We start from the raw sequence: 15,370 nt of genomic DNA on the forward strand, positions 1-15,370 counted from the left end.
CCCGCGCCCCACGGGGGCCACAATGGGGGACATGGAGCGCAGGCCACCTCAGCAGGACATCGACGAGTCGCGGGTCGACGTGACCGGGCCGAAGCGCTGGGCGGCGGGCGTGCCGGGCGTGGCGGTGTCGCTCAAGCGCGGCGTCGAGCAGATGGGCGTCGTGCGCACCGCGACCACCCTGCGGCTGCTCAACCAGCGGGAGGGCTTCGACTGCCCGGGGTGCGCGTGGCCGGAGCCGCAGGGTCACCGCAGGCTGGCCGAGTTCTGCGAGAACGGCGCGAAGGCGGTGGCGGAGGAGGCGACGCGCCGCCGCGTCGGGCGGGAGTTCTTCGCCGCGCACCCGGTGTCCGAGCTGGCCGGGAAGACCGACTACTGGCTGGGCCGGCAGGGTCGGATCACCGAGCCGTTCGTGCTGCGCGAGGGGGCGACGCACTACGAGCCGATCGAGTGGCAGGACGCGTTCGCGCTGGTCGCGGAGCACCTGAACGGGCTGGCGAGCCCGCACGAGGCCGTGTTCTACACCTCGGGCCGCACCAGCAACGAGGCCGCGTTCCTCTACCAGCTGCTGGTGCGCTCGTTCGGCACGAACAACCTGCCGGACTGCTCGAACATGTGCCACGAGTCGTCGGGCGCGGCGCTGTCGGAGACCACGGGCATCGGCAAGGGCTCGGTGGGCATCGACGACTTCGCCCGCGCGGACCTGGTCGTGGTGGTGGGGCAGAACCCGGGCACGAACCACCCGCGGATGCTGTCGGCGCTGGAGGACGCGAAGCGCGCCGGCGCGAAGGTCGTGGCGGTGAACCCGCTGCCCGAGGCGGGGCTGCTGCGGTTCAAGAACCCGCAGAACGCGCGCGGCGTCGTGGGCCCCGGCACGCAGCTCGCCGACGAGTTCCTCCAGATCAGGCTGGGCGGCGACCAGGCGCTGTTCCAGGCGGCGGGCACCCTGCTGCTGTCGTGGGACGCGGTGGACCGCGAGTTCGTCGAGGCGCACACCGACGGGTTCGACGCCTACGCCGCGAGCGTGCGGGACCTCGACTGGGACGCCGTCGACCGGGCCACGGGCCTGCCCCGCGCGCAGGTGGAGGGGTTCGCGCGGCTGCTCGCCGGGTCCCGGCGCACGATCTTCTGCTGGGCGATGGGGCTGACCCAGCACCGGCACGCGGTGGCGACGATCCGCGAGATCGCGAACGTGGCGCTGCTGCGCGGCATGATCGGCAAGCCCGGCGCGGGCCTGTGCCCGGTGCGCGGCCACTCCAACGTGCAGGGCGACCGCACCATGGGCATCTGGGAGAAGATGCCGGAGCGGTTCCTGTCGGCGTTGGAGGCGGAGTTCGGCATCACCGTGCCGCGCGAGCACGGGTTCGACACGGTGGACTCGATCCGGGCCATGCGCGACGGCCGGGCCCGGGTGTTCTTCGCCGTGGGCGGCAACTTCGCCTCCGCCACCCCCGACACGGCGGTGACCGGGGCGGCGCTGCGCGGGCTGGACCTGACCGCGCACGTGTCGACCAAGCTCAACCGGTCGCACGTGGTGCACGGCCGCACCGCGTTGATCCTGCCCACGCTCGGCCGCACGGAGAGCGACCTCCAGCACGGCGGCGAGCAGTTCGTCACCGTCGAGGACTCGATGTCCGTGGTGCACCGCTCCCGGGGCAGGCTCGCGCCCGCGAGCGACCGGCTGCTGTCGGAGGTGTCGATCGTGTGCCGCCTGGCGCGGGCGGTGCTGGGGCCGGGGCACCCGGTGCCGTGGGAGGAGTTCGAGAAGGACTACGACGTCGTCCGCGACCGGATCGCGCGCGTCGTGCCGGGCTGCCGGGACTACAACGAGCGGGTGCGGCGGCCGGACGGGTTCGTGCTGCCGCACGCGCCGCGCGACGCCCGCGAGTTCACCGGCACCCGCACCGGCAAGGCGCAGTTCTCGGCGAACGAGCTGACCGTGCTGGAGGTGCCGCCGGGCAGGCTGCTGCTCCAGACCCTGCGCAGCCACGACCAGTACAACACCACCATCTACGGCCTGGACGACCGCTACCGGGGCGTGAAGGACGGGCGGCGCGTGGTGTTCGTCAACCCGGACGACCTCGCGGAGCTGGGCCTGCGCGACGGGCGGCACGTGGACCTGGTCGGCGAGTGGCCGGACGACCCGACGGGGGTCGTGGAACGGCGCGCCGAGCGGTTCCGCGTGGTGTCCTACCCGACGGCGCGCGGGTGCGCGGCGGCGTACTTCCCCGAGGCGAACGCCCTGGTGCCGCTGGACTCCACGGCCGACGTGTCCGGCACGCCGACGTCGAAGTCGATCGTGGTGCGGCTGGTGGCGCTCGACGACTGAGGGCGGTTCACCCCGGCGCCCGGCGGGCCGCGGTGGCGCCGCCGGTAACGACCGCGGCCGTTCGGGCGAACACACCCACGTGACCGCCAGGACCGCGCTCGTCGCCGCCACCGCGCTGCTCGCCCTCGCGGCCTGCACGTCCGAGGAGCCCGCGCCCACCGCGCAGGTCGCGCCGTCCACCACCGCCACCGACTCGGCGGGCGTGAACTGCGACGACGCGCCGCAGGACGTGGTCGGCCCGGCGTTGGCGCTGCGGTTGCAGCACTCCCGGCAGGCCATCGACGGCAGCGTCGTGACCTGCACCTACGACGCGGGCGGCGCGGTGGTTCGGTACCGCACCGACGCCGACGCGGAGTCGTTCGCGAGGGGCCGGGCCGAGCAGCGGCACGTCGAGGACGTGCCCGGCCTGCACGACGAGGCGTACCGCGCCACGACCACCCGCGGCGAGGTCGTGCAGACGCTCGTGGCGGCACGGCGGGGGGCGGTGGAGATCACCGTGACCTCCGCCGCGACCGCCGAGCGGGCCGCGGGGCTCGTCGCCGAGCTGTTCCGGCGGCTCTAACCGGCCCGACCGGACCGACCCGCCCGGTCGGCCTCCAGGACGGCCATCGCGGCGTTGTGCCCGCCGATGCCGCTGACCCCGCCGCCGCGCCGCGCCCCCGCCCCGCACACGAACAGGTTCGCCACGTCGGTCTCCACGCCCCAGCGGCCGACCTCGTCCTCGGTCTCGGCGAACGGCCACGCCAGCGCGTCGTGGAAGATGTTGCCGCGCGGCAGGCCGATCTCGGCCTCCAGGTCGAGCGGCGTGCGGGCCTCCAGGCACGGCCGGCCCTCGGCGTCGGTGGCCAGGCAGTCCGCGATCGGCTCCTCCAGCACCGCGTCCAGCGCCCGCAGGTAGCGGCCCACCAGCTCGTCGCGCAGCCGGTCGTTGTCGGCCTCGAACAGCGCCGCCGGGGTGTGCAGGCCGAACAGCGTCAACGTGTGGAAGCCCCGCGCGGCCAGGTCCGGCGCGAGGATCGACGGGTCGGTCAGCGTGTGGCAGTACATCTCCGCCGGCAGCACCGACGGCACCGCGCCGGCCGCGCTCTCCCGGTAGGCCGCCTCCAGCTGCGCGTACGACTCGTCGAGGTGCAGCGTGCCCGCGAACGCCACCCGCGGGTCGACGCCGGAGCGGAACCGCGGCAGCCGCTCCAGCAGCATGTTCACCTTGACCTGGCAGCCCTCGGCCACCGCCCGCGGCGCGCGGCCGCGCAACCGGTCCAGGGTGGACGGGGCGGCGCCGGACAGCACGAACCGCGCGCCCACCGCGCGCCCGTCGAACCGGACCTCGGCGGTGCGGCCGTCGGCGTCCACCCCGGAGACCTCGGCGCCGGTCACGATCTCCGCGCCGGCCTCGCGCGCCACCCGTTCCAGCTCGGCGGTCACCGCGCCCATGCCGCCGACCGGCACCCGCCACTCGCCCGAGCCGTTGCCGATCACGTGGTAGAGGAAGCACCGGTTGGCGGCCGGGTCGAGCAGGGACGCGTGCGTGCCGATCAGGCCGTCCGTGGCGACCACGCCGCGCACCACGTCGTGCGCGAACAGCTCCTCCAGGGCCTCCCCCAGGGGCCGCTCCACGACCTGGTCCCACACCCGCGCCACCGGGGCCGCCCGCAGGCGGGCCCGCTCGCGGGACGGCAGGGGCTCCAGCATCGTCGGGGCCAGCGCCCCGGCCAGCACCTCCAGGTCGCCGTACCAGCGGCGCCACCGGTCGTACTCGGCGTCCGACCCGGTCAGCGCCCGGAACGAGGCGGCCGTCGCCGCGCCCGGCTCGCGCTCGACGAGCAGGTCGCCGGCGGGCGTGTAGGACGACGACGCCCGCGACCGCAACTCCAGCCGCAACCCCAGGTCGGCCACGACCCGGTCCGGCAGCAGGCTCACCAGGTACGAGTAGCGCGACAGCCGCGCGCCCACGCCCGGGAACGCCCGCTCGCTGACCGCCGCGCCGCCCACGTGCCCGAGCTTCTCCAGCACCAGCACCGAACGGCCGGCGCGCGCCAGGTAGGCCGCGGCCACCAGCGCGTTGTGCCCGCCGCCCACCACCACCACGTCGTAGGAGTCCACCGGCAGAACCTAGCCGGTGAACAGGGCCGTGACCTTGCGGATCAGCTCGACCAGCCCGTAGGCCAGCGGCACGCCCACCCACAGCCAGGCGAACACGACCAGTGCGCCCCGGTTCACCGCGCCACCCCTTCCGGCTCGGGCTCGTGGTACTTCGACGCGACCGGTTTGACCAGCTCGTTCGCGACGAACCCGACCACGAGCAGCCCCATCATGATGAACAGCGACGTGGTGTAGAGGTCGGGCCCGGACTTGCCCGCCGCCTTCTGGCCGTCGGCGATGGCGTTGACGATCAGCGGCCCCAGCACGCCCGCGAGCGACCACGCGGTGAGCAGCCGGCCGTGGATCGCGCCCACCTGGTAGGTGCCGAACAGGTCCTTGAGGTAGGCCGGGACGGTGGCGAACCCGCCGCCGTAGAACGACAGGATCAGCATCGCGCACACCACGAACAGCAGCTTCGACGCGTCGCCCGCCAGCGCCAGCACCAGGTAGGTCAGCGCGCCGGCGCCCAGGTACAGGCGGTAGACGTTCTTGCGGCCCACCAGGTCCGAGGTGGACGACCACGTGATCCGGCCGACCATGTTCGCGAGCGACAGCAGCGCCACGAACCCGGCCGCCGCGCCCGCCGCGACCGGGGCGGGGGTCCCGGCGAAGAAGTCCCGGATCATCGGCGACGCCTTCTCCAGGATGCCGATGCCCGCCGTCACGTTGAAGCACAGCACGACCCACAGGCACCAGAACTGGGGCGTCCGCAGCGCGTTGCGCGCCGACACGTTCACCCCGGAGCGCACCACGGCCTTCTCCTCGACGGTGGCGGGCACCCGCACCAGCAGCACGCCGACCGACATGAACACCGCGTACACCAGGCCGTGCACCAGGAAGGCCCGCGCGATGCCGTCGCCGTCCCGGCCGAAGGACTCCAGCATCTGCGCCGACCACGGCGAGGCGATGAGCGCGCCGCCGCCGAACCCCATGATCGCGATGCCGGTGGCCATGCCCGGCCGGTCCGGGAACCACTTGATCAGCGTCGACACCGGGGAGATGTAGCCGATGCCCAGGCCGATGCCGCCGACGAACCCGTAGCCGAGCACGACCAGCCAGTACTGCCCGGTCCACGCGCCCAGCGCCGAGATCAGGAACCCGGAGGAGAAGCACGTCGCGGACACGGACATCGCCCAGCGCGGGCCGTTGCGCTCCACCAGGGTGCCGCCGAACGCGGCCGACAGGCCCAGCATCACGATGCCGAGCTGGAACGGCAGGGCGCTCTGCGTGCCGGTCAGGCCCAGCGCGCCCTCCAGGGGCGGCTTGAACACGCTCCACGCGTACGCCTGGCCGATGGCGAGGTGCACCGACAGCGCGGCGGGCGGGACCAGCCAGCGGTTCCAGTCCGGTGGGGCGATCGTCCGGGAACGGTCGAGGAAACCCACTGCCCGACACCTCCGTAACCTGGTTGGTGGCTCGCGAAAAAACTTAGCCTGGTGAAGGAGTTGCGCGATGGGTCGGGTAACCGTGCGTCGCCCAGTGGTCACCTACGCGCGGCGAACGCACCGCACGAAGATCGATTCGCTCGCCGCCGAGGAGCCCTTGGAGCTGCGCGTGAACGGCAAGGCGCTCGCCGTGACGATGCGCACCCCCGGCAAGGACGTGGAGCTGGCGCACGGGTTCCTGCTCAGCGAGGGCGTCATCGGCGGCCTGTCCGACATCGCCGTCGCCCGGTTCTGCGAGGGCACCGGCCCGGACGGGACGAACACCTACAACGTGCTCGACCTCGCCCTCGCCGACGGCGTCGCGCCGCCCGAGGCGAGGGTGGAGCGCAACTTCTACACCACCTCCTCGTGCGGGGTGTGCGGCAAGGCCGCGCTGGACGCGGTGCGGCTCAAGACCCGCTTCTCCCCCGCCGGCGACACCTGCGCCGTCGACGTGGACGTGCTCGCCGGCCTGCCCGACGCGCTGCGCGAGCGGCAGAAGGTGTTCGCCTCCACCGGCGGCCTGCACGCCGCCGGGCTCTTCACCACCACGGGCGAGGCGCTGGTGGTGCGCGAGGACGTGGGCAGGCACAACGCCGTCGACAAGGTCCTCGGCTGGGCCGTCCTGAACGACCGCGTGCCGCTGACCGGGACCGTGCTCGTGGTGTCCGGGCGGGCGTCGTTCGAGCTGGTGCAGAAAGCCGCGATGGCGGGCGTGCCGGTGCTGGCCGCGGTGTCCGCGCCGTCGTCGCTGGCCGCCGAGCTGGCCGACGAGCAGGGCGTCACCCTGATCGGGTTCCTGCGCGGCGACTCGATGAACGTCTACTCGGGCGCCGGGCGGGTCGTCGCGTGAGACCCCTGGACGGGGTGCTCGTGGTCAGCCTCGAACAGGCCGTCGCCGTCCCCTACGCCACCCGCCTGCTCGCCGACCTGGGCGCCCGCGTCGTCAAGGTCGAGCGGCCCGGCGGCGGCGACTTCGCCCGCGACTACGACACCGCGTGCGGCGAGGTGTCGTCCTACTTCGCCTGGACGAACCTCGGCAAGGAGTCGATCACCCTCGACCTCAAGCACCCCGACGGGCGCGAGGTGCTGGACCGGCTCGTGGCCGGGGCCGACGTGGTCCTGTGCAACCTCTCGCCCGCCGCCGCGCGTCGACTGGGCGTGGACGCCGACGCGCTGCGCGCGACCAGGCCCGACCTCGTGGTCGGCGAGCTGTCCGGCTACGGCGAGGACGGCCCCTACGCCGGGCGCAAGGCGTTCGACGCGCTCGTGCAGTCCGAGGCCGGGCTCGTCGAGCTGACCGGCGACGGCGAGGTCACCGCCCGCGCCGGCATCTCCGCCGCCGACATCGCGGCGGGCGTGCAGCTCCAGTCCGCGGTGCTCGCCGCCCTGCTGCACCGCCACCGCACCGGCGAGGGCGCCACGCTGCGGCTGTCGCTGTTCGAGGCGCTCGCCGAGTGGATGCACCAGCCCATGCTGTACGCGGCGGGCACCGGGGCCGCCGCGCCCCGCACCGGCGCGCACCACCCCAGCATCGCCCCCTACGGCCCGTTCCCGTGCGCCGACGGCGCCGTGCACCTCGCCGTGCAGAACGACCCGCAGTGGCGGCGGCTGTGCGCCGTCCTGGGCGCGCCCGACCTCGCCGACGACCCCCGCTTCACCACCGTCACCTCCCGCGTCGAGCACCGGGAGGACCTGCACCGGGCCCTCGACTTCGGCGGGTGGGCCGCCGAGGACCTGATCGCCGCGCTCGACGCCGCCGACGTGCCCGCCGCCCGCACGCGCGGCGTCGCGGACCTGCCGGCGCACCCGCAGCTCGTCGCGCGTTCCCGCCTGACCCGCGCCACCGTGCCGGGCGGGGAGGTGGCCGTGCTGCGGCCACCCGTCGACTCCTCCGCGTGGGGGTGGACCCCCGGTTCCGTGCCCGCCCCGGGCGAGCACACCGAGCACGTGCTGCACGGGCTCGGCTACACGGAGCAGCAGGTGGAGGCCCTCCGGGCCGGTTCCGCGATCTGAGGAAACGTCGCACCCGCCCCGGGCGATGGTGGAAGGGGAGTCGCTGGAGGGGACATGGTCAGCAGGCGAACGGTGCTCACCGCGTCGGTCGGCGGCGCGCTGGCGGCGGCGGGGGTCACGGCGGCGGTGCACGGCGACGCGCCGTTCGGCGAGGCCCTGCGGCACGCCGTGGGCGTGGCCGGGCCGGTGCCCGCCGTGAAGCGGGCCGTCGTGACCGTCGAACGGGTGCGCTCCCGCTACCGGGACCGCGAGGTCGACCTGCTGACGATGGTCCCGCCGGGCGTGTCGACGCGGGGCCTGCCCCTGTCGATCCTGCTGCACGGGCGCAACGGCACGGCCCGCCTCGCGGCGTTCGGCGGCCTGCCCGAGGTGCTGGTGGCGGCCGTGGGCCGGGGTTCGGTCCCGCCGTTCGGGTTCGTCGCGGTCGACGGCGGCGACAACTACTGGCACGAGAACTTCCCCGGCGACGACCCCATGGCCATGCTGCTGGAGGAGGTCCCGGTCTGGCTCGCCGAACGCGGCTTCGGGGCCCCGTTCGCCTGCACCGGCGTGTCCATGGGCGGGTTCGGCGCCCTGCTCTACGGCCGCCGCCGCACCGAGCGCCGCGAGCGGACCGCCGCCGTCGCCGCCGTCTCCCCCGGCCTCATCACCACCTGGGAGGAGATGGCGAAGCGCAACGCGTTCCGCGACCCCGAGCAGTGGGCGCGCCTCGACCCGCTCAAGAACCTCGACAAGCTCGGCGACGCCCCCACCGGCGTCTGGGTGGGCGACCGCGACCGGTTCATCGAGGGCACCAGGATCCTGCTGGCGAACGCGAAGCTGGCGGTGGAGTCCGTCACCCCCGGCGGCCACGACGACACGTTCTACCGCAAGGTCGTGCCGGACGTCGTGCGCTTCCTGGGCCGCCGCGTACCCCGCTGACCGCCGCCGCGCCGGCGGCCGGTCCCGCGGACCTCCACAGGACCCGCGCACTTCCCCACCACGGCCTGCACGGGGCGGTGGTCGCCCCGGGGCATGGCGACGACGCTCCCCGACCCCATCGACTACCTCGACCACGTGGCGCACGGGGGCCGCGCCTACGAGCAGCGCCTCCTGGACGCCCTCGACCTCGGCCCCGCGAACACCGTCCTCGACGTGGGCTGCGGCCCGGTCAGCGTGAACCTCGCGGTCAACCGGTTCCTCCGCGACCGCGTCGTGCGCCACCCGGTCGTGGGACGGCAACTGGCCCGGCTCGCCTCGGCCGCCGACCTCCGGGTCGTGTCGGTGGAGACCACCGCGCCGCTGCCGCGGGACTTCGACACCGCCGACCACCTGCTGGGGCTGAGCCGCAACGCGCACCGGGCGGTCGCCGCGGGCCGGCTGACCCGGGTGGCGGCCGAGCGGTGGCCGGCCGAACTGGGGGCCGGACCGTTCCTGGCGGTCTTCACGCTGTTCCGGGTGGTGGTCAGCGTCCCGTGACACCCGGGCCGCGACACCCGGTCCCGGGCACCCGGCCCGTCACCTGGGGGTCAGCGGGACCCGGTCGCTGCGGACCCACTTGAGCACCGCGTTCCACGAGCCGTAGCCCGAGTCCGCGTTCAGGTGACCGCCGCCGACGACGACGTCCACGTCCACCCGCAGCGCCTCGGCCAGCCGCTTGCCCTGCTCCAGGGAGCAGTACCGGTCGCCCTCGCCCACCACCAGGCGGGTCGACGCGGCGGCCCGGCGCAGCGCGGCCGGGTCCAGCGGCGGGTGCAGGAACTCGCGGATCAGCGGCTCGCCGGCGTGGTCGGGTGCGGGCGGGGCGACCAGGAGGACCCGGTCGACCCGCAGCGCCCCGTCGAACTCGCCCGCCGCGTGGTGCAGCCACAGCAGCCCCGCCAGCGAATGCGCCACGACCACCCGTTCGGATGACGTGGGCATGGCCGCCAGGTGGGTGCGCAGCTCGTCCAGCCACACCGCCAGGCGCGGGGAGTCCGGGCCGGTGAACTGCGGCAGGTCGGCCGCCCCACCGTGGTGGGCCAGCTCGCCCGCCAGCCAGTTCTGCCAGTGCGTCGGCCCGGAACCACCCAGTCCGTGCAGGATCAGCGCGTGCGGGAGGGACAACTCACGCCGACTTCTCGCGGCGCTCCCGGCGCGAGGGCTGCCGGGCCACGATCGTCGGGTTCACGTTCTCCTTCACGGTCTGCTCCGTGATGACGACCTTGGCGACGTCCGTGCGGCTCGGGATGTCGTACATCACCGGCAGCAGGACCTCTTCCATGATCGCCCGCAGGCCACGCGCACCGGTGCCGCGCAGGATCGCCTGGTCGGCGACGGCCTCCATGGCGGTGCGGGTGAACTCCAGCTCGACGCCGTCCATCTCGAACAGCTTCTGGTACTGCTTGACCAGCGCGTTCTTCGGCTCGGTGAGAATCCTGACCAGGGATTCCTTGTCGAGGTTGGTGACGCTCGCGACCATCGGCAGGCGGCCGATGAACTCGGGGATCAGGCCGAACTTGATCAGGTCCTCGGGCATCGAGTCGGCGAAGTAGTCCGCCGCGTCGACCTCCGCCTTGGTGCGCACCTCGGCGCCGAAGCCCAGACCGCGCTTGCCCACCCGGTCCTGGATGATCTTCTCCAGGCCCGCGAACGCGCCCGCCACGATGAACAGCACGTTCGTGGTGTCGATCTGGATGAACTCCTGGTGGGGGTGCTTGCGCCCGCCCTGCGGGGGCACCGACGCGGTCGTGCCCTCCAGGATCTTCAGCAGCGCCTGCTGCACGCCCTCGCCGGAGACGTCGCGCGTGATCGACGGATTTTCACTCTTCCGAGCGATCTTGTCGACCTCGTCGATGTAGATGATGCCCGTCTCGGCGCGCTTGACGTCGTAGTCCGCGGCCTGGATGAGCTTGAGCAGGATGTTCTCGACGTCCTCGCCCACGTAGCCCGCCTCGGTGAGCGCCGTGGCGTCCGCGATCGCGAACGGCACGTTCAGCATCTTGGCGAGCGTCTGGGCCAGGTAGGTCTTGCCGCAGCCCGTCGGGCCGAGCATGAGGATGTTCGACTTGGCGAGCTCAACGCCGTCGTCGCGCCCCTCGCGCCCGCGGTCGCCCGCCTGGATGCGCTTGTAGTGGTTGTAGACCGCCACCGAGAGCGTGCGCTTGGCCTCGTTCTGGCCGATCACGTACTGGTCGAGGAACTCGTGGATCTCGGCGGGCTTGGGCAGCTCGTCGAGCTTGACGTCGCCGGCCTCCGCGAGCTCTTCCTCGATGATCTCGTTGCAGAGGTCGATGCACTCATCGCAGATGTAGACACCCGGTCCGGCGATGAGTTTTTTCACCTGCTTCTGGCTCTTGCCGCAGAAAGAGCACTTCAGCAGGTCGCCGCCGTCACCGATACGTGCCATGACCGCTGACCTCTGTCCCCTCCGGCGCACGACCTGGTGAGGTGCGCCTGACTGCTGGTGTGGCGAGAGCCCGCTGGGTGCGGGGTCCGCCCGTTCCCCTCGACGGTACCTGGCCTACCCGCCTGTGCGGGAGGACCAGCGTGCCCCCGACACCCCGGACGGGGTGTGAACCCCGGTCGGCTCGGCGTGTCGGGGGCCTCGTCGCGGGCTACTTCGCCGAGAGCTTCCGGTAGGGCAGGACGCTGTCGACGATGCCGTACTCCCTGGCCTCCTCCGCCGTGAGGATCTTGTCGCGCTCGATGTCGAGGCGCACCTGCTCGGGCGTCCGCGACGTGTGCCTGGCCAGCGTCGACTCCAGCAGGCGGCGGACGCGCTGGATCTCGTTCGACTGGATCTCCAGGTCGGAGACCTGGCCGTACACGCCCTCGGTGGCCGGCTGGTGGATCAGGATGCGGGAGTTCGGCAGCGCGTGCCGCTTGCCGGGGGTGCCCGCCGCCAGCAGGACCGCGGCGGCGGAGGCCGCCTGGCCCAGGCAGTAGGTCTGGATGTCCGGGCGGACGAACTGCATGGTGTCGTAGATGGCCATCAGCGAGGTGAACGAGCCACCCGGCGAGTTGATGTACATCAGGATGTCGCGGTCGGGGTCCTCCGACTCCAGCACGAGCAGCTGGGCCATCACGTCGTTGGCCGACGCGTCGTCCACCTGCACGCCGAGGAAGATGATGCGCTCCTCGAACAGCTTGTTGTACGGGTTGGACTCCTTGATGCCGTAGCTGGTGCGCTCGACGAACGACGGGAGCACGTACCGGGACTGCGGCGCGTGGAACTGGCTCACTTCACTGTCTCCTGGTGTGTGCTCGCTGGTCAGTTGGTCGTCGCCTGGCTGGCGCGACTGATCACCTTGTCCACGAAGCCGTACTCGAGGGCCTCCTGGGCGGTGAACCAGCGGTCGCGGTCCGAGTCGGCGATGATGCGCTCGACCGGCTGGCCGGTGTGCTGGGCGATCAGCTCGGCCATCTCACGCTTGGTGCGGGTGAGCATGTCCGCCTGGATCGCGATGTCGGCCGCCGTGCCGCCGACGCCCGCCGAGGGCTGGTGCATGAGGATGCGGGCGTGCGGGAGGGCGTGCCGCTTGCCGGGGGTGCCCGCGGAGAGCAGGAACTGGCCCATCGAGGCGGCGAGGCCCATGGCGTAGGTGGCCACGTCCGGCTCGATCAGCTGCATCGTGTCGAAGATCGCCATGCCCGCGGTCACCGAGCCGCCGGGCGAGTTGATGTAGAGCGTGATGTCCTTCTCCGGGTCCTCGGCGGCGAGGAGGAGGAGCTGGGCGGTGATCTGGTTGGCGATGCCCTCTTCGACCTGCGAACCCAGCACGATGATCCGCTCGCGGAGCAGGCGCTCGTAGACCGAGTCGTTGAGGTTCATCCCCGTGGCCGACCGCATCTCGGGCGTCGGGAAAGAGTGCTGCGTCACGTCTGCCTGCCTAACTTTGCCGACTAGCTGTGCCGAAAAGAGTCTCGTGTCAACGACCTTAACGAAGGCGGGCGGCGTCGACTTCCCGACACCGCCCGCGTTCGCTCAGGGCTTCACTCCGCGGTAGCGGTTTCCTCAGTGGACTCGGGCTTGGCGGCCTCGGGACGGGCCTCGGCCTTGGGCTCGCCGAACAGCTCGTCGAGGTCCAGGGCGTTGCCGGCGGAGTCCGTGACGGTGGCCTGGCGCACGACCGAGGCCAGCGCCTTGCCGCGGCGCACGTCGGCGAAGATCGCGCCGAGCTGGCCGGACTGCTGGGCCCGCTTGACGTACTCGTCCGGGCTGATGCCGAACCGCTGGGCCTGGTAGACGATGCGCTCGGTCAGCTCGCCGTCGGTGACGCTGAGCTGCTCGGCGTCCGCGATGGCGTCCAGCACGAGCTGGGTCTTCACGGCCTGCTGCGACGCCTCCAGCACCTCGGCGTCGAACTGCTCGCGGGTCTGGCCCTGCTCGGCCAGCCACTCGGCGAAGCGCGCCTCGTCGTGGTCGAGGGCGTGCACGGCGTCGTGCTCGCGGGCCTCGACCTCGCTCTTGACGACGGCCTCGGGCAGCGGCACGTCGACGCTGGCCAGCAGCGCGTCCAGCACCTTGTCGCGGGCCTGCACGCCCTGCTGCATCTTCTTCACCCGGCCGAGGCGGGTGCGCAGGTCGGCCTTCAGCTCGTCGAGGGTGTCGAACTCGCTCGCGAGCTGGGCGAACTCGTCGTCCAGCTCGGGCAGCTGGCGCTCCTTGACGGAGTTCAGCACGACGGTGACGTCGGCGTCGCGGCCGGCGTGGTCACCGGCGACCAGCGTGGTGGTGAAGTTCCTCGACTCGCCCTCGGACGCGCCGATGAGGGCGTCGTCGATGCCCTCGACGAGCTGGCCGGAGCCGATCTCGTAGGACAGGCCGGTGGTCTTGGCCTCCTCGACCTCCTCGCCGTCCACGGTCGCCGACAGGTCGACCACGACGAAGTCGCCGTTCTCGGCCGGGCGCTTGACGCCGGTCAGCGTGGCGAAGCGGGCGCGCAGCTCGTCGAGCTGGGTGTCCACGTCCTCGTCGGTGACCTCCTGGTCGTCGACGCTGACGGTCAGCTCACCGAAGGCCGGGACGGCGATCTCGGGGCGGACGTCGACCTCGGCGGTGAACGCCAGGGTGTCGCCGTCCTCGATCTTGGTCACCTCGAAGTCGGGGCGGCCCAGGGTGCGCAGCTCACCGGAGTTCACGGCCTCCAGGTACTTGGCCGGGATGGCCTCCTGGACGACCTCGTCCAGGACGGGCGCGCGGCCGATGCGGCTCTCCAGCACGCGGGCGGGGGCCTTGCCGGGGCGGAAGCCGGGGATGCGGACCTGCTTGGCCAGCTTGCGGTAGGCGCGGTCGAAGTCCGACTTGAGCTCGTCGAACGGCACCTCGACGTTGATCCGGACCCGCGTCGGGCTCAGGTGCTCGACGGTGCTCTTCAACGTGGTCTCCTCGTTGGGGCAGGACGTGCGGAACATCCCGGTGACGCGGTGGTTCGCGCCGGGATTCCGCCTGAGTCTAGGCGGTCGGCCCGGGACGGCGACGCCCGCACCCCGGGTCCGGGACCGCTAACGGACCGCGCCGTGCCGCCGGGCGCACCGCGCGCGCATTGTGACCGCATTCCCGCGGTCCCGGAAAACGGTGCGCGGCGGCGCGGCGGGAATTCACCCGGTGCCGCGGTCCGGGTCCGTGATTCCACGCCGGCCGCCGCGTGCGCGGAACCGCTTCGGGTGTTCTTCGGGAGTTCTTCGGTCGCGTCTCACGTGGTGGTGCCGGCGGGACCGGCCGCCGCGCCGCCGGGCGGGGCCCCGACCTGCCCCTCCGGCGGGCCGGGCGCGGGTACCCCACAGCCGTCGACCTGTGTGCCGGCGCGCCGACGCCCCTTCGGCGGGCCACCACGGCGAGTCGTCGCCACCGCGTTCGGAGCACCCGCGGGCGCCCTTGACCGCTTCGGACGCACCCGTTGGGCCATCCGGCGGGTCCCAGGGCCTTTCGGCTACTCCGTTCGAGGGACCGGGGGAGCCGGCGACCCCCGTCCGCGCGTCATCACCGAGCGCAGCCGTCCGAGGCTCGTGTAACACGGATGCCGCAGCACCGACTAACCGTCGGCAACCGCGACCGGAGGGACGTTCGCCACGTAGAGTGAATTGAGGCCGTTCGGAGCAACGTTCGACAGAAAACTTTCACCCGTCGAGATGACTCCACTCGCCGTAGTCCATTAGTGTGGGTTTCAGGTAGCGTGACGCCCGGACCCGCGCGTTGGGCCAGGAATAATTCTCGTTGCCGGACGTTCTGGGGGGTCAGCAGCGGACGCAACCGGCGCCGAGAACCGACAGGAACGAGCGAGACAATGTCATCGAGCTCTTTAACCACCTACCAGACAAGGTGCCGATGACCCCATGAGATCCATTCCGCCGCTGCCGAACACCACCCCGGGACCACCCGCGGGCGCCCGTCGCGGGACCGGCGCCCGGCGCGTTCCGGGCGCACCACCGGCTTACCGGGTAACGCCCCTCGCGGTCGAGCGGCGATGTTGATCGATCCCGGGCCGCGTCGGCACGTCGG

Annotated in this window: 14 protein-coding genes; 6 read left to right on the forward strand and 8 right to left on the reverse strand. The window is 72.7% G+C overall.

The genetic code is table 11. The annotated features are described in order from the left end of the window. Positions 1 to 31 precede the first annotated feature (31 nt). Positions 32 to 2,326: an FdhF/YdeP family oxidoreductase gene (locus ACR807_RS00975; RefSeq protein ID WP_438919228.1), complete on the forward strand. Its 2,295-nt coding sequence runs from the start codon at positions 32 to 34 to the stop codon at positions 2,324 to 2,326. A gap of 79 nt (positions 2,327 to 2,405) precedes the next feature. Next, a complete protein-coding gene (locus ACR807_RS00980) occupies positions 2,406 to 2,888 on the forward strand; it encodes a hypothetical protein (RefSeq protein WP_438919229.1) in 483 nt (160 codons plus the stop codon). Here ACR807_RS00980 and ACR807_RS00985 read toward each other — a convergent pair. From ACR807_RS00985 to ACR807_RS00995, 3 genes are read right to left on the reverse strand one after another with little or no spacing between them, the layout of a single operon-like run. Then, positions 2,885 to 4,429 (reverse strand): phytoene desaturase family protein, encoded by a 1,545-nt coding sequence (locus ACR807_RS00985; protein ID WP_438919230.1) that lies wholly within the window; start codon positions 4,427 to 4,429, stop codon positions 2,885 to 2,887. The genes ACR807_RS00980 and ACR807_RS00985 overlap by 4 nt on opposite strands. Positions 4,430 to 4,438: 9 nt before the next feature. Then, positions 4,439 to 4,546 (reverse strand): MFS transporter small subunit, encoded by a 108-nt coding sequence (locus ACR807_RS00990; RefSeq protein WP_438919231.1) that lies wholly within the window; start codon positions 4,544 to 4,546, stop codon positions 4,439 to 4,441. Beyond that, complete coding sequence (locus ACR807_RS00995; RefSeq protein ID WP_438919232.1) at positions 4,543 to 5,853, reverse strand: OFA family MFS transporter; 1,311 nt, start codon at positions 5,851 to 5,853, stop codon at positions 4,543 to 4,545. The genes ACR807_RS00990 and ACR807_RS00995 overlap by 4 nt, the downstream gene beginning before the upstream one ends. Positions 5,854 to 5,920: 67 nt before the next feature. Between ACR807_RS00995 and fdhD the strand changes: the two genes are divergently transcribed. From fdhD to ACR807_RS01015, 4 genes are all read left to right on the forward strand, one after another. Continuing rightward, on the forward strand, positions 5,921 to 6,745 hold the full coding sequence (fdhD, locus tag ACR807_RS01000; RefSeq protein WP_438919233.1) for a formate dehydrogenase accessory sulfurtransferase FdhD: 825 nt from the start codon (positions 5,921 to 5,923) through the stop codon (positions 6,743 to 6,745). Continuing rightward, complete coding sequence (locus ACR807_RS01005; RefSeq protein ID WP_438919234.1) at positions 6,742 to 7,908, forward strand: CaiB/BaiF CoA transferase family protein; 1,167 nt, start codon at positions 6,742 to 6,744, stop codon at positions 7,906 to 7,908. The genes fdhD and ACR807_RS01005 overlap by 4 nt, the downstream gene beginning before the upstream one ends. 54 nt (positions 7,909 to 7,962) lie before the next feature. Then, the gene (locus ACR807_RS01010; protein ID WP_438919235.1) at positions 7,963 to 8,829 is read left to right on the forward strand and encodes an alpha/beta hydrolase; all 867 of its coding nucleotides are present in this window, start codon (positions 7,963 to 7,965) and stop codon (positions 8,827 to 8,829) included. Between the two features lie 93 nt (positions 8,830 to 8,922). Further along, positions 8,923 to 9,366: a methyltransferase domain-containing protein gene (locus ACR807_RS01015; protein WP_438919236.1), complete on the forward strand. Its 444-nt coding sequence runs from the start codon at positions 8,923 to 8,925 to the stop codon at positions 9,364 to 9,366. 39 nt (positions 9,367 to 9,405) lie between these two features. Here ACR807_RS01015 and ACR807_RS01020 read toward each other — a convergent pair whose 3' ends face one another. The 5 genes from ACR807_RS01020 to tig all read right to left on the reverse strand — a co-directional run bounded on the left by ACR807_RS01020 (position 9,406) and on the right by tig (position 14,247). Then, positions 9,406 to 9,993, reverse strand: coding sequence for an RBBP9/YdeN family alpha/beta hydrolase (locus ACR807_RS01020; RefSeq protein ID WP_438919237.1), 588 nt, complete (start codon positions 9,991 to 9,993; stop codon positions 9,406 to 9,408). Between the two features lies 1 nt (position 9,994). Next, entirely contained in the window at positions 9,995 to 11,275 is a 1,281-nt protein-coding gene (clpX, locus tag ACR807_RS01025; RefSeq protein ID WP_306747200.1) for an ATP-dependent Clp protease ATP-binding subunit ClpX, read from the reverse strand. A gap of 208 nt (positions 11,276 to 11,483) precedes the next feature. Next, on the reverse strand, positions 11,484 to 12,110 hold the full coding sequence (locus ACR807_RS01030) for an ATP-dependent Clp protease proteolytic subunit (RefSeq protein ID WP_015098818.1): 627 nt from the start codon (positions 12,108 to 12,110) through the stop codon (positions 11,484 to 11,486). Between the two features lie 29 nt (positions 12,111 to 12,139). Further along, positions 12,140 to 12,748, reverse strand: a complete 609-nt coding sequence (locus tag ACR807_RS01035) for an ATP-dependent Clp protease proteolytic subunit (protein WP_438919238.1) — start codon at positions 12,746 to 12,748, stop codon at positions 12,140 to 12,142. A 113-nt stretch (positions 12,749 to 12,861) separates the two neighbouring features. Then, entirely contained in the window at positions 12,862 to 14,247 is a 1,386-nt protein-coding gene (gene tig / locus ACR807_RS01040; RefSeq protein WP_438919239.1) for a trigger factor, read from the reverse strand. Positions 14,248 to 15,370: the final 1,123 nt, after the last annotated feature.

Source organism: Saccharothrix sabaoui (genome assembly GCF_051756985.1).
Classification (GTDB): domain Bacteria; phylum Actinomycetota; class Actinomycetes; order Mycobacteriales; family Pseudonocardiaceae; genus Actinosynnema.

Excerpts from the sequence above, each read along its gene's own strand:
- ACR807_RS00975 (WP_438919228.1), top strand. The coding sequence starts at position 32 with ATGGAGCGCAGGCCACCTCAGCAGGACATCGACGAGTCGCGGGTCGAC.
- fdhD (WP_438919233.1), top strand. The coding sequence starts at position 5,921 with ATGGGTCGGGTAACCGTGCGTCGCCCAGTGGTCACCTACGCGCGGCGA.
- ACR807_RS01010 (WP_438919235.1), top strand. The coding sequence starts at position 7,963 with ATGGTCAGCAGGCGAACGGTGCTCACCGCGTCGGTCGGCGGCGCGCTG.
- ACR807_RS01015 (WP_438919236.1), top strand. The coding sequence starts at position 8,923 with ATGGCGACGACGCTCCCCGACCCCATCGACTACCTCGACCACGTGGCG.
- clpX (WP_306747200.1), bottom strand. The coding sequence starts at position 11,275 with ATGGCACGTATCGGTGACGGCGGCGACCTGCTGAAGTGCTCTTTCTGC.